The following is a 12,999-nucleotide window of genomic DNA, read 5'->3' as shown; positions in this document are numbered from 1 at the left end:
GTTGAAAGTTATAATAACTCATGAACGGATTCATCTTGAGCATGAGCGCATTTAATGCTTATTTTAATAGGCTATGCGGTAAATTTGTAAGACAACTAAGTGATTGAATAATGAACAAAACAGAATTCTACGCGGATCTGAACCGCGATTTTAAGGCATTGATGGCGGGTGAGACCAGCTTCTTAGCCACTCTGGCAAATACTAGCGCATTGCTGTTTGAACGTCTCTCTGACGTGAACTGGGCCGGCTTTTACCTCCTGGAAGGTGAAACGCTGGTGCTCGGTCCGTTCCAGGGCAAACTGGCCTGCGTGCGTATTCCGGTAGGGCGTGGCGTATGCGGCACGGCGGTGGCCGAAAATCAGGTCCAGCGTGTGGAAGACGTTCATGCGTTTGACGGGCACATTGCCTGTGACGCCGCCAGTAATTCTGAAATCGTTCTGCCGCTGGTGGTCAAAAATCAGATTATTGGCGTTCTGGATATCGACAGTACGGTCTTCAGTCGCTTTACAACCGAGGACGAACAGGGGCTGCGCGAGCTGGTGGCGAATCTGGAAAACGTACTCGCCGCAACCGATTATCAAAAATTCTTTGCGAGCGTCGCAGGATAATCAACGGATAACGTAGCATTTACTGATAGCGTCATTATAATGACGCCTGTTCATGCCTGCGCTTGTTGGCAACGTCCGTTGTAATCAGGAAATTTCATGGAAAATCAACCTAAGTTGAATAGCAGTAAAGAAGTTATCGCATTTCTGGCCGAGCGTTTCCCGCAGTGCTTCAGCGCGGAAGGTGAAGCTCGTCCCCTGAAAGTCGGTATTTTTCAGGATCTGGTGGCGCGTGTTGAAGGGGAAATGAACCTCAGCAAAACTCAGCTGCGTTCCGCCTTACGTCTTTATACTTCGAGCTGGCGCTACCTGTACGGTATCAAACCTGGCGCGACCCGCGTGGATCTCGACGGCAACCCGTGTGGTGAACTGGACGAGCAGCACGTTGAGCACGCGCGTAAGCAGCTTGAAGAAGCCAAAGCACGCGTTCAGGCACAACGTGCAGAACAGCAGGCGAAAAAACGTGAAGCCGCAGCGGCAAACGGCCAGGAAGAAGCGCCTCGTCGTGAGCGTAAACCACGCCCTGCGCCGCGCCGTCACGATAATAACGATCGCAAACCGCGTGCAGACAAACCAGCAGCAAAAGCCCCGCGTGCCCCTCGTGAAGAGCCGCGCCATACGCCGGTTTCTGACATTAACGCCCTGAGCGTAGGTCAGGCGCTGAAGGTAAAAGCGGGTAACAATGCTATGGACGCCACCGTACTGGAAATCACCAAAGATGGCGTTCGTGTACAGCTGACTTCTGGTATGTCAATGATTGTACGCGCAGAACACTTGTTGTTCTGAAACGGAGGCCAAGCCTGGCATGAACACTTTTTTTAAGCTCACCGCGCTGGCGGGCCTGTTTGCCATAACAGGTCACGCTTTTGCAGTGGACGATATCACGCGTGTTGATCAAATTCCGGTTCTCAAGGAAGAGACGCAGCACGCGACGGTGAGCGAGCGCGTGACCTCACGTTTTACCCGCTCGCACTATCGTCAGTTCGATCTCGATCAGGCCTTTTCGGCCAAAATCTTTGACCGCTATCTGAACTTGCTGGATTACAGCCATAACGTTTTGCTCGCCAGCGATGTCGAGCAGTTCGCTAAGCGCAAATCCGAGGTGGGTGACGAGTTGCGTTCTGGCAAGCTGGATCTGTTCTACGATCTCTACAACCTGTCGCAAAAGCGCCGCTTTGAACGCTATCAGTACGCGCTGAAAGTGCTGGAACGTCCGATGGACTTTACCGGTACTGACACCTTTAATCTGGATCGCAGTAAAGCACCCTGGCCGAAAGATGAAGCCGAGTTGAATGCGCTGTGGGACGGTAAAGTTAAATACGACGAACTGAGTCTTAAGCTGACCGGCAAAGACGAAAAAGAGATCCGTGACACGCTGACGCGTCGTTACAAATTCGCCATTCGTCGTCTGGCGCAGACCAACAGTGAGGATGTTTTCTCACTCGCGATGACCGCCTTTGCGCACGAAATCGATCCGCACACCAACTATCTCTCTCCACGCAACACCGAACAGTTCAATACCGAGATGAGCCTGTCTCTGGAAGGTATCGGCGCGGTGCTGCAGATGGATGATGATTACACGGTGATCAATTCCATGGTCGCGGGTGGCCCGGCATCCAAAAGCAAAGCGATTAGCGTAGGCGATCGCATTGTGGGTGTAGGACAAACAGGCCAGAACATGGTCGACGTGATCGGCTGGCGTCTCGATGACGTGGTTGCGCTGATCAAAGGTCCGAAAGGCAGCAAGGTTCGTCTGGAAATTCTGCCTGCCGGTAAAGGCACCAAAACCCGTATCGTTACCCTGACCCGCGAGCGTATCCGTCTGGAAGACCGCGCGGTGAAAATGTCGGTGAAAACTGTGGGTAAAGAGAAGGTGGGTGTTCTGGATATTCCTGGCTTCTACGTGGGCCTGACTGACGATGTGAAGGTTCAGCTGCAGAAGCTTGAAAAGCAGAACGTCAGCAGCATTATCATCGACCTGCGCAGTAACGGCGGCGGGGCGCTGACGGAAGCGGTTTCACTCTCCGGTCTGTTCATTCCATCTGGTCCGGTGGTTCAGGTGCGCGATAACAACGGTAAAGTGCGTGAAGATGCCGACAACGACGGTGTGGTCTACTACAAAGGCCCGCTGGTGGTCCTGGTTGACCGCTTCAGTGCTTCCGCGTCTGAAATCTTTGCCGCTGCAATGCAGGACTATGGCCGCGCGCTGATCGTCGGTGAGCCAACCTTCGGGAAAGGCACCGTTCAGCAGTATCGCTCTCTGAATCGTATTTACGATCAGATGCTGCGTCCGGAATGGCCTGCGCTGGGCTCGGTTCAGTACACCATTCAGAAATTCTACCGCGTGAACGGCGGCAGTACGCAGCGTAAGGGCGTAACGCCGGACATCATGATGCCGACAGGCACGGAAGAGACGGAAACCGGCGAGAAGTTTGAAGATAACGCCTTGCCGTGGGACAGCATCAATGCCGCGACCTACGTGAAAGCGGGTGATATGACGCAATTTGGCCCTGAACTGCTGAAAGCGCATAACGACCGCATCGCGAAAGATCCGGAGTTCCAGTACATCATGAAGGACATTGCACGATTCAATGCCCTGAAAGATAAGCGGAATATCGTTTCTCTGAACTACGCACAGCGTGAGAAAGAGAATAACGAAGACGATGCAACCCGCCTGGCGCGTATCAACGATCGCTTCAAGCGCGAAGGTAAGCCTCTGCTCAAAAAACTGGACGATCTGCCAAAAGATTACCAGGAGCCGGATCCGTATCTGGACGAGACGGTGCATATCGCTCTCGACCTGGCGAATCAGGAAAAAGAGAAACCTGCCGTACAGCCCGCTCCGGCAAAATAATCACCCAACAGGCACAAGAAATTGTGCCTGTTTCTTTTTGTTCTTCATCCTTCCGTCAGCCAGATTTCCAATTGTGTAAAGTTGTGTCTTTCTGGTGACTTACGCCCGCCGGATGCTTGAAAATAGCCGCAATACCCATACGATGTGGGTAATCGCATAGTGCGTTTTGTTAAACTGAGGTAAAAAGAAAATTATGATGCGAATCGCGCTCTTCCTGCTCACCAACCTGGCGGTCATGGTGGTTTTCGGGCTCGTGCTAAGCCTGACAGGAATTCAGTCGAGCAGCGTTCAGGGTCTGTTGATTATGGCGCTGCTGTTTGGTTTTGGTGGCTCGTTCATCTCCCTGCTGATGTCGAAGTGGATGGCACTGAAATCGGTAGGTGGTGAGGTTATTGAACAGCCGCGTAACGATATGGAACAGTGGCTGATGAATACGGTGGCTCAGCAATCCCGTCAGGCCGGGATCGCCATGCCGCAGGTGGCGATTTACCATGCCCCGGACATCAACGCTTTCGCCACGGGCGCCCGTCGCGATGCGTCACTGGTTGCCGTCAGCACCGGATTGCTGCAGAACATGAGCCGTGACGAAGCCGAAGCGGTTATTGCCCACGAAATCAGCCATATCGCCAACGGTGACATGGTGACCATGACCCTGATTCAGGGCGTGGTGAACACCTTCGTGATCTTCATCTCCCGTATTCTGGCGCAGATCGCGGCAGGCTTTATGGGCGGCAACCGTGACGAAGGTGAAGAGAGCAACGGCAACCCGCTGATCTACTTCGCCGTTTCGATGGTTCTGGAACTGGTATTCGGTATTCTGGCCAGCATCATCACCATGTGGTTCTCCCGCCACCGTGAATTCCACGCGGATGCCGGCTCGGCGAAGCTGGTTGGTCGTGAGAAGATGATTGCCGCGCTGCAGCGTCTGAAAACCAGCTACGAGCCGCAGGAAGCGAACAGCATGATGGCCTTCTGCATTAACGGTAAGTCCAAATCGCTGAGCGAGCTGTTTATGTCTCACCCACCGCTGGATAAACGTATCGAAGCGCTGCGCAGTGGGGAATATCTGAAGTAACGCTTAGAACCCTAATAAGCCGGGCAGGAGAACACTCCGCCCGGCTTTTTTTATGCCTGAACTTTGGGCTGGGTCACCCGCAGGCCGCTGACGACCGCCGCGAGGGAAGCAAGGGCTCCCGCGGTGAGAAGCGCGACATGGTTGCCGTTTTGCCCGGCGAGGTTAAACATCAGGGCAAGCAGTGCCGCACCTGTGCTTTGCCCCAGAAGGCGCGCGGTCCCCAGCATGCCGCTGGCACCACCGCTGCGATGGCGCGGCGCGGAGGTGATAATGGTGTGATTGTTAGGGGACTGGAACAGGCCAAACCCTGCGCCGCACAGAATCATGCGCCAGATGATGTCCAGATCGGTTGGCGATGACGGTAGCAGAGCCAGCGCGAATAGGCCTGTCGCCATCACCGCCAGCCCCAACGCTCCCAATAAACCGGCATGGACGCGTTCAATTAAGTAACCTGCCAGCGGCGCCATCACCATGGTCGCCAGCGGCCAGGGCGTTAACAGTAGGCCGGTCTCCACTTCTGAACGGCCGACCACGCTCTGCAGAAAGAAGGGCAGAGAAACCAGGGCCAGCATCTGGGCGCAGAACGAGCAGACGGACGTGCAAATGGAGAGGGAAAAGAGGGGAATACGCAGCAGATCGACCGGCAGCAAAGGCACGGGGAGAGTGAGCTGGCGGCGAACAAAGAAGAAGCCGATCGCCAGCAGGGCGATGAGCTCCGCGCCGGTAAGCATCAGGGACTGTCCCTGCGCAAAGCCGCTCAGCGCCGTAATCAGCAGGCCAAAGGTCAGGGCATTCATCACCGCACTCGCCACATCGAAGCGCGGCATGGTGCTTTTGGGACCGTTAGCGGGAAGAAAGCGCAGGGCAAAGAATATAGCGACAATGCCCAGCGGCACGTTAATAGCAAACAGCCATTGCCATGACGCAACGGAAAGGATCGCCGCCGCTATGGTTGGCCCGGCGGCGGAAGAGACGGCGACAATAAACGAGTTTATCCCCATGCCGCGCCCCAGATGACGCTGCGGATAAATTAAGCGGATTAACGCCGTGTTTACGCTCATGAGCGCCGCGCCGCCAAAACCCTGCGCAATGCGGGCAAGCGTCAGGGTATGCAGTGAATCTGAAAGGGCGCATAACAACGACGTGAAGGTGAAGACCACCAGACCGCACTGATACACCCGACGATAACCGAACATATCGCCCAGGAAAGAGAACGAGAGCAGGGAAACCACAATCGCAATCTGATAGGCGTTAACGATCCATATCGAACTGGCGGGAGAGGCGTGCAGGTCGCTGGCGATGGTTGGCAGGGCAACGTTCGCGATTGCGCCGTCAAGGACGGCCATTGAGATACCAATAATGATGGTCGCTATAGCGCCATACCGCTGGGGTAAAGGCAGGCCATCGGAAAGGGTCTTTTCCATTAGGATTAAAAAAGCTCAGCGTGAAATTATTCTCAGGGTAACTATTTTAGCATTGTTACAGCCGCGATATGTCGCAGATTTGTAACGAAGTAAACGCGGATTGATTGCAGGTGACATGACGGGAACTTATAATAAAAACCGGTTCTGATTTTTATAAAACACTCTCTATGAGGTGGTAAATGGCTATTGCGGATTTGGATAAACAGCCAGATTCTGTTTCTTCCGTGCTGAAGGTTTTTGGCATCTTACAGGCGCTGGGGGAAGAGCGTGAAATAGGTATTACAGAGTTGTCGCAGCGCGTGATGATGTCTAAAAGCACCGTATATCGCTTTTTGCAAACCATGAAGTCGCTGGGCTACGTAGCCCAGGAAGGTGAATCTGAAAAATACTCTCTGACGCTGAAGCTGTTTGAGCTGGGCGCCCGTGCGCTACAAAATGTTGACCTGATCCGCAGCGCTGATATCCAGATGCGTGAAATCTCTCGCCTGACCAAAGAGACCATCCATCTCGGCGCGCTGGATGAAGACAGCATTGTTTACATCCATAAAATCGACTCCATGTACAATCTGCGCATGTATTCGCGCATTGGTCGTCGCAACCCGCTCTACAGTACCGCGATTGGTAAGGTTCTGCTGGCGTGGCGCGATCGTGAGGAAGTGAAGCAGATCCTCGAAGGCGTGGAATACAAGCAAAGTACTTCCCGAACCATTACCAGCACGGACGCGCTGTTAACGGTGCTCGATCGCGTACGCGAGCAGGGCTATGGCGAAGATAACGAAGAGCAGGAAGAAGGGCTGCGCTGCATCGGCGTTCCGGTGTTTGACCGCTTTGGCGTAGTAATCGCGGGCTTGAGTATCTCCTTCCCGACCTTACGCTTCTCCGAAGAGCGCCTGCATGAATATGTGGCTATTCTGCACACTGCCGCACGTAAGATTTCTGAACAGATGGGTTACCACGACTACCCGTTTTAACCTCTGCTCGTATAAAAAAACGCCGCTCTGTTGCGGCGTTTTTTTTGCCAGTCATTTCACCGGCCGATTAGCCATTATCAATCTGACCTGCCCCCACGATTAGATACAACACTCAGTTAGTAACGTCGGAATCTTCATTCTCAGAATGACCCTTTCTCCAGCCCGCTGCAAATTCAGACGGTGTCTGATAATTCAGCGTGGAGTGCGGGCGGCATTCGTTATAATCCTGCCGCCAGTCATTAATAATTTTCCTGGCATGAACGATATCGCTGAACCAGTGCTCATTCAAACATTCATCGCGAAATCGTCCGTTAAAGCTCTCAATAAATCCGTTCTGCGTTGGCTTGCCCGGCTGGATTAAGCGCAACTCAACACCATGCTCAAAGGCCCATTGATCCAGTGCACGGCAAGTGAACTCCGGCCCCTGGTCAGTTCTTATCGTCGCCGGATAGCCTCGAAACAGTGCAATGCTGTCCAGAATACGCGTGACCTGAACGCCTGAAATCCCAAAGGCAACAGTGACCGTCAGGCATTCCTTTGTGAAATCATCGACGCAGGTAAGACACTTGATCCTGCGACCGGTGGAAAGTGCGTCCATGACGAAATCCATCGACCAGGTCAGATTGGGCGCCGCCGGACGGAGCAGCGGCAGACGTTCTGTTGCCAGCCCTTTACGACGTCTTCTGCGTTTTACGCCCAGGCCACTGAGGTGATAAAGCCGGTACACGCGCTTATGATTAACATGAAGCCCTTCACGGCGCAGCAACTGCCAAATACGACGGTAGCCAAAACGCCTGCGCTCCAGTGCCAGCTCAGTGATGCGCCCTGATAAATGCGCATCAGCAGCCGGACGGTGAGCCTCATAGCGGCAGGTCGACAGGGATAAACCTGTAAGCCTGCAGGCACGACGTTGCGACAGACCGGTCGCATCACACATCAACATCACGGCTTCCCGCTTCTGGTCTGTCGTCAGTACTTTCGCCCAAGAGCCACCTGAAGCGCCTCTTTATCCAGCATGGCTTCGGCAAGCAGCTTCTTGAGTCTGGCGTTCTCTTCCTCAAGCGACTTCAGGCGCTTAACTTCAGGCACCTCCATACCGCCATACTTCTTACGCCAGGTGTAAAACGTGGCATCGGAAATGGCATGCTTGCGGCAGAGTTCACGGGCGGGTACCCCAGCTTCGGCTTCGCGGAGAATACTGATGATCTGTTCGTCGGAAAAACGCTTCTTCATGGGGATGTCCTCATGTGGCTTATGAAGACATTACTAACATCGGGGTGTACTAATCAACGGGGAGCAGGTCAGGATGTCTTACGCAGGACCGGACAGTGGGTCAAGCCAACGATCCCGCTGTCCGTATGAAGATACTGCGCAGTGCTCACGCCCTGTGCTGTTAAATATTTACATTGAATCCCTAACCCGGCTGCGTTCTCGGTGCTTCCCACGAGCACACCGTAACCCGTGAGCAGAAGGCCAATCCAGACGATGGCCAGCGCAATAATTGTTCGAATGATGAAGCGCATCATTAACCTCTTTTGTCGTTGTTATCATAAAGCTAGCGTAAACGGTTTACACGATGAAACAAGTGCAGGATTCTGAAAAAAAGCGCGATGGCGGTACAGTTAGTCCTTGTTTAAGATAAGCGTGATAACCTCGTTACATCAGGTTTTTAGACGGAGTGTGGAGTGAAAAAAATACGCTGGGTAATTCTGATTATCGTGCTGATAGCGTGCGTGGTGTTATGGACGCAGACGATCAATGTGATGTGCGATCAGGATGTACAGTTTTTTAGCGGCGTTTGCGCAATCAATAAGTTTATTCCGTGGTAATACGCATTTTTTCTCAAGGTGATTTCCTTCCTTCGCGCCAGTGGTAAAATAGACGTTTTTATTGAGGTGGTGAAATGGGTGAGTTACTGAATTCAGGGCTGCTGAATATGGCATCCCTGATGATTTATTTGGTTGTTCTGCTTGTGGGCCTGGTCATCTGGTTTTTCGTGAACCGCGCCAGTTCCCGTACTAACGAGCAGATTGAACTGCTGGAAGCGCTGCTCGATCAGCAAAAACGTCAGAATGCGCTGCTGCGCCGTCTGTGTGAGGCTAACGAACCGGAAGAGAAAGACGCGCCGAAAGACGCGGTCGCTGAAGATAACAAAGACGAAGACGACTTTATCCGCCTGGTGGCTGAGCGTTAATCTTTTGTCCGGGAGGTGGCTGTGGTCTGGAAAAATCCCTGGTATGACCCCTCCCTGAAACATCACACTCCGAACGGTTTTCGTAATACCGATCCTGTCGGACATCAACCCGGCGACCTTGACCGTTGGCGCAAAGCGCGTAAAGAGGCCGGTTTACCGAAGCCACCCGCGCTGGGTTATGAAGACTTTATCCAACAGTGGTGGCAACCGGTTGAGCTTACGCAACCTCATGAAGATGGGGTATGGTGGCTGGGACACGCCAGCGTGATGCTGCAGCTGGACGGCAATATCATCCTTACCGATCCGGTTTTTTCACGGCGCGCTTCTCCACTCCCTTTCCTGGGACCACAGCGCAAAACGCCTCCCGCTCTGTCAGTCGATCAACTCCATCAGCTTGATGCGGTCGTCATCTCCCATAATCATTACGATCATCTTGATGACGCGACCATTCGCCGTATTCTCAAACGCTTCCCCGAGGTCAGTTTTTTTGTTCCGCTGGGCCTGGCCGGCTGGTTTCGCCGCCGGGGGGGAAAACGCGTGGTTGAGCTCGACTGGTGGCAGAGCTTCACCTGGCAGGGGATGACGCTAACCGCCGTACCGGCACAGCACTGGAGTATGCGCACGCCATGGAACCGCAATCGCTCATTATGGTGCGGCTGGGTTATGGAAGGTCGACATCATCGTTTCTGGTTCAGCGGAGATACGGGGTATTCGCCCGAGCTGCTGTTGATACCTGAACGTCTGGGCCATATAGATGCTGCCGCGTTACCGATTGGAGCCTATGCCCCACGCTGGTTCATGGCTGTCCATCATATGGATCCGCAATCTGCGGTGGCATTGTGGCAGCAGCTGGGCTGCCCTCTGGCGTTTCCCATTCACTGGGGCGTGTTTGAACTGGCAGATGAATCCCTGGATGAACCTGTGCGGGAGTTAACTGACGCGCTAGATAATTTAGCACCAGTTAATCATTCTTTCAGGATACTGAAAGTTGGTGAATATTTATCCTTATAAACGAAGCGATAACGTAGTGCATATATTCTGTCTGTAAAAGCGTTCAGGAATGTTTTATTTTTATCGAAACGTTTTGCTTGCCTTCTTTTGATGCAGAGTCATAAAAATTTCATTATTTTGGTGCATAACACTGTTTATTAGTTGGTGCATTTTAATACAGGTCGGCGCGGGTTATTAACAGTGTTTTTTCTCTGAAACAATTTGGTCGCGTTACAATGATTTAAGCATAAGTTTTCACAAATTGTTCTAACTCAATCAGGACGTAAGATTTCTTTTCCCGGTTGCTGGACGCTTCGTAATGATTGAGCTATGTTAAAAAAGTCTTAGATTACAGCGCTTGTGAAAGCAACGCTGGGTCTTTGTTACGCAGCCGAGCTGTCTGTAAGTGATGCGCATAATTGTGCAAAACCTGACAGGCACTGTTCGAATTTGTGCGGCGGATCGAGACATGTTTAAAAATGGCTTGCCATATTAAACATAGTGTGTGATAACACGTTTTGGGTCAAACGAGGTACAGTTCTGTTTATGTGTGGCATTTTCAGTAAAGAAGTCCTGAGTAAACACGTTGTCGTTGAATACCGCTTCTCTGCCGAACCTTATATTAGTGCCTCATGCAGTAATGTCTCAGTTTTATCTCAGTTAATGCCTGCGGGCTAAGAAAACACTCTAAGGAATTTTGCAAAATGGCAAAGATTAAAGGTCAAGTTAAGTGGTTCAACGAGTCTAAAGGTTTTGGTTTCATTACTCCTGCTGACGGCAGCAAAGACGTGTTCGTACACTTCTCTGCAATCCAGGGTAACGGCTTCAAAACTCTGGCTGAAGGCCAGAACGTTGAGTTCGAAATTCAGGACGGCCAGAAAGGCCCAGCTGCAGTTAACGTAACTGCTATCTGATCGAACCGCTGCTGACTGAAGCGCTTAGCACTTCAATCTCAGACATAAAGCCTCGCATAACGCGGGGCTTTTTTATGTCCTTTATCTTTCAAAATATTACCATTTGCGGTCTTGTTAGTAACTTGTTGCAAAGCTGCGAGGTTAGTAGCACTGTTTTGCCACCTTAACCCCATCTTTTCCCGTTAAATCAGGGCGTTGTTTAACAGTCCTGGGGTTCAGGTGAAGAAGAAATTGATAACGACCGCTGGCAATTTCACGCCGGCGCGTTTTGTGCTGCTCTGTTTAGCTATTTTTTGTAGTCTGGCTTTTTTGCTGGGCCGCGTTGCCTGGCTGCAAATCATCAAGCCTGACAACCTGGTGAAGCAGGAAGATATGCGTTCCCTCCGCCAGCTGGCGATTGATGCGCCACGGGGCATGATAATGGATCGCGAAGGTCGCCCCCTGGCGGTGAGCGTGCCCGTCCGGGCCGTCTGGGCCGACCCTAAAACGGTGCTGGCAAAAGGGGGCGTTGGCGTTGATGAACGCTGGCAGGCGTTGGCAAATGCGCTGCATCTCTCCCTGGGCACACTTTCGGCGCGAATCAACGCCAACCCGCAGGGGCGTTTTATTTATCTTGCCCGTCAGGTCGATCCCGCACAGGCGAAGTGGATCGATAGGCTGAATCTGCCCGGCATCAATTTACGCGACGAGTCACGCCGTTTTTATCCTGCCGGCCATGTGGCAGCGAACCTGATTGGCTTCACCAATATTGACGGGCAGGGCATTGAAGGCGTGGAAAAAAGCTTTAACGCTCAGCTGACCGGTAAGCCGGGTGTGCGGCAGGTAAGGGAAGACCGATACGGTCGCGTGGTTGAAAACCTGACGGAAATGGCGCCTGCACCGGCGCATAACATCCAGTTAAGTATCGACGAGCGGCTGCAAACCATCACCGAAGATGCGCTCGATAATGCCGTGGCCTGGAACAAGGCCGAGTCTGGTGCATCGGTGCTAATTAATATTCCAACCGGGGAAATACTCGCCATGGCGAGCTATCCGGATTTCAACCCCAATAATCGGGAAGGCGCGACGATAAACGATTTCCGCAATCGCGCCATCAGCGATACGTTCGAGCCCGGTTCGACAGTCAAGCCGCTGGTGCTGATGACGGCCCTGCAGCAGGGCCTGGTCCAGCCAGACAGCGTGATTGATACTCACCCGTATACCCTTGACGGGCATCGTATCCGCGACGTGGGCTATTATCCTGAACTGACGATGACCGGGATCCTGCAAAAATCGAGCGACACCGGCGTGTCCCGACTGTCCCTGGCAATGCCTGTCCAGCATCTTATTGATACCTATCGAAACTTTGGGTTTGGCACGAATACGGGGCTTGGCTTAACGGGCGAGAGCGCGGGGCTGTTGCCAAATCGTAAATACTGGAGCCAGCTCGATCGTGCGACCTTTGCCTTCGGCTACGGGCTGATGGTGACGCCGCTCCAGCTGGCGCACGTCTACGCCACGATCGGCGGCTTCGGGCTCGAGCGACCTCTCTCGATTACGCGTATCGATCCACCCGTTATCGGGCACCGCGTCATGCCGGAAGAGATCGCACACGAGGTGGAACACATGATGGAGAGCGTTGCGCTGCCCGGCGGCGGGGGCGTTAAGGCCGCCGTTCGTGATTACCGGGTGGCGGTGAAAACCGGTACGGCGAAGAAAATTGACGACAGCGGGAAGTACGTCGATAAATACGTCGCCTATACGGCCGGCGTTGCGCCTGCCAGCGATCCGCGCTTTGCTCTGGTGGTGGTCATTAACGATCCGCAAAATGGCGCCTACTACGGCGGTGCCGTTTCCGCACCTGTATTCAGCGAGATTATGGGTAACGTGCTGCGTCTGGAGAATGTGAAACCTGACGGGTTACCGGCGGGTTCCGATCACCTTATCGTTATGCGTTAACCGGGCGTTTATAACCAGGGCGAATAGCGGTACA

At 53.0% G+C, this 12,999-nt stretch carries 13 protein-coding genes and 1 pseudogene; 11 read left to right on the top strand and 3 right to left on the bottom strand.

Going from position 1 to position 12,999, the window contains the following annotated elements; all coding sequences use genetic code 11:
- Positions 1-110: 110 nt before the first annotated feature.
- The 4 genes from LBF07_RS02075 to htpX all read left to right on the top strand — a co-directional run bounded on the left by LBF07_RS02075 (position 111) and on the right by htpX (position 4,534).
- On the top strand, positions 111-608 hold the full coding sequence (locus LBF07_RS02075) for a GAF domain-containing protein (protein WP_008500476.1): 498 nt from the start codon (positions 111-113) through the stop codon (positions 606-608).
- A gap of 96 nt (positions 609-704) precedes the next feature.
- Complete coding sequence (gene proQ, locus LBF07_RS02070; RefSeq protein ID WP_014884292.1) at positions 705-1,391, top strand: RNA chaperone ProQ; 687 nt, start codon at positions 705-707, stop codon at positions 1,389-1,391.
- A gap of 19 nt (positions 1,392-1,410) precedes the next feature.
- Positions 1,411-3,459: a carboxy terminal-processing peptidase gene (gene prc, locus LBF07_RS02065; protein ID WP_029741991.1), complete on the top strand. Its 2,049-nt coding sequence runs from the start codon at positions 1,411-1,413 to the stop codon at positions 3,457-3,459.
- 193 nt (positions 3,460-3,652) lie between these two features.
- Positions 3,653-4,534 (top strand): protease HtpX, encoded by an 882-nt coding sequence (gene htpX, locus LBF07_RS02060; protein ID WP_014884290.1) that lies wholly within the window; start codon positions 3,653-3,655, stop codon positions 4,532-4,534.
- 50 nt (positions 4,535-4,584) lie between these two features.
- Here the strand turns inward: htpX and LBF07_RS02055 are convergent, their stop codons facing one another.
- Complete coding sequence (locus LBF07_RS02055; protein ID WP_094935586.1) at positions 4,585-5,958, bottom strand: MFS transporter; 1,374 nt, start codon at positions 5,956-5,958, stop codon at positions 4,585-4,587.
- Positions 5,959-6,137: 179 nt separating this feature from the next.
- Between LBF07_RS02055 and kdgR the strand changes: the two genes are divergently transcribed.
- Positions 6,138-6,929 carry a DNA-binding transcriptional regulator KdgR gene (kdgR, locus tag LBF07_RS02050; RefSeq protein ID WP_023312208.1) on the top strand — a complete coding sequence of 264 codons (792 nt, stop codon included), beginning with the start codon at positions 6,138-6,140 and terminating at the stop codon, positions 6,927-6,929.
- A gap of 112 nt (positions 6,930-7,041) precedes the next feature.
- On the opposite strand, the gene LBF07_RS02045 is transcribed toward kdgR, so the two are convergent.
- Positions 7,042-8,162 (bottom strand): IS3-like element ISSen4 family transposase gene (locus LBF07_RS02045; protein WP_087451024.1). Its coding sequence is split into 2 segments (ribosomal slippage): positions 7,042-7,904 and positions 7,904-8,162, totalling 1,122 coding nucleotides; the frame shifts between segments, so codons are not numbered across the junction.
- Positions 8,163-8,230: 68 nt separating this feature from the next.
- Positions 8,231-8,452, bottom strand: coding sequence for a YobH family protein (locus tag LBF07_RS02040; protein WP_094934720.1), 222 nt, complete (start codon positions 8,450-8,452; stop codon positions 8,231-8,233).
- A 162-nt stretch (positions 8,453-8,614) separates the two neighbouring features.
- Here LBF07_RS02040 and mgrB point away from each other — a divergent pair, with 162 nt between their 5' ends.
- From mgrB to ftsI, 6 genes and pseudogenes are all read left to right on the top strand, one after another.
- Positions 8,615-8,758: a PhoP/PhoQ regulator MgrB gene (gene mgrB / locus LBF07_RS02035; protein ID WP_006175995.1), complete on the top strand. Its 144-nt coding sequence runs from the start codon at positions 8,615-8,617 to the stop codon at positions 8,756-8,758.
- 74 nt (positions 8,759-8,832) lie between these two features.
- Positions 8,833-9,123, top strand: a complete 291-nt coding sequence (locus tag LBF07_RS02030) for a YebO family protein (protein ID WP_094934719.1) — start codon at positions 8,833-8,835, stop codon at positions 9,121-9,123.
- 21 nt (positions 9,124-9,144) lie between these two features.
- A complete protein-coding gene (locus LBF07_RS02025) occupies positions 9,145-10,134 on the top strand; it encodes an MBL fold metallo-hydrolase (protein WP_094934718.1) in 990 nt (329 codons plus the stop codon).
- A gap of 525 nt (positions 10,135-10,659) precedes the next feature.
- Positions 10,660-10,804 (top strand): annotated as a pseudogene (locus LBF07_RS02020) (DUF2627 domain-containing protein).
- A gap of 13 nt (positions 10,805-10,817) precedes the next feature.
- On the top strand, positions 10,818-11,027 hold the full coding sequence (cspE, locus tag LBF07_RS02015) for a transcription antiterminator/RNA stability regulator CspE (RefSeq protein ID WP_001062678.1): 210 nt from the start codon (positions 10,818-10,820) through the stop codon (positions 11,025-11,027).
- Positions 11,028-11,246: 219 nt separating this feature from the next.
- Positions 11,247-12,965 carry a peptidoglycan glycosyltransferase FtsI gene (gene ftsI / locus LBF07_RS02010; RefSeq protein WP_094934717.1) on the top strand — a complete coding sequence of 573 codons (1,719 nt, stop codon included), beginning with the start codon at positions 11,247-11,249 and terminating at the stop codon, positions 12,963-12,965.
- Positions 12,966-12,999 lie beyond the last annotated feature (34 nt).

Origin of the sequence: Enterobacter cloacae complex sp. ECL352 (genome assembly GCF_020149545.1) — a bacterium.
GTDB classification, from domain to species: Bacteria; Pseudomonadota; Gammaproteobacteria; order Enterobacterales; family Enterobacteriaceae; genus Enterobacter; species Enterobacter asburiae_B.
The sequence above is the reverse complement of the archived record's forward strand: the minus strand, read 5'-3'. Positions and strand labels throughout refer to the sequence as shown.

Bases quoted from the DNA above. Each gene is read 5' to 3' on its own strand.
- LBF07_RS02075 (WP_008500476.1), top strand. From the start codon at position 111: ATGAACAAAACAGAATTCTACGCGGATCTGAACCGCGATTTTAAGGCA.
- proQ (WP_014884292.1), top strand. From the start codon at position 705: ATGGAAAATCAACCTAAGTTGAATAGCAGTAAAGAAGTTATCGCATTT.
- prc (WP_029741991.1), top strand. From the start codon at position 1,411: ATGAACACTTTTTTTAAGCTCACCGCGCTGGCGGGCCTGTTTGCCATA.
- htpX (WP_014884290.1), top strand. From the start codon at position 3,653: ATGATGCGAATCGCGCTCTTCCTGCTCACCAACCTGGCGGTCATGGTG.
- LBF07_RS02055 (WP_094935586.1), bottom strand. From the start codon at position 5,958: ATGGAAAAGACCCTTTCCGATGGCCTGCCTTTACCCCAGCGGTATGGC.
- kdgR (WP_023312208.1), top strand. From the start codon at position 6,138: ATGGCTATTGCGGATTTGGATAAACAGCCAGATTCTGTTTCTTCCGTG.
- LBF07_RS02040 (WP_094934720.1), bottom strand. From the start codon at position 8,452: ATGCGCTTCATCATTCGAACAATTATTGCGCTGGCCATCGTCTGGATT.
- LBF07_RS02030 (WP_094934719.1), top strand. From the start codon at position 8,833: ATGGGTGAGTTACTGAATTCAGGGCTGCTGAATATGGCATCCCTGATG.
- cspE (WP_001062678.1), top strand. From the start codon at position 10,818: ATGGCAAAGATTAAAGGTCAAGTTAAGTGGTTCAACGAGTCTAAAGGT.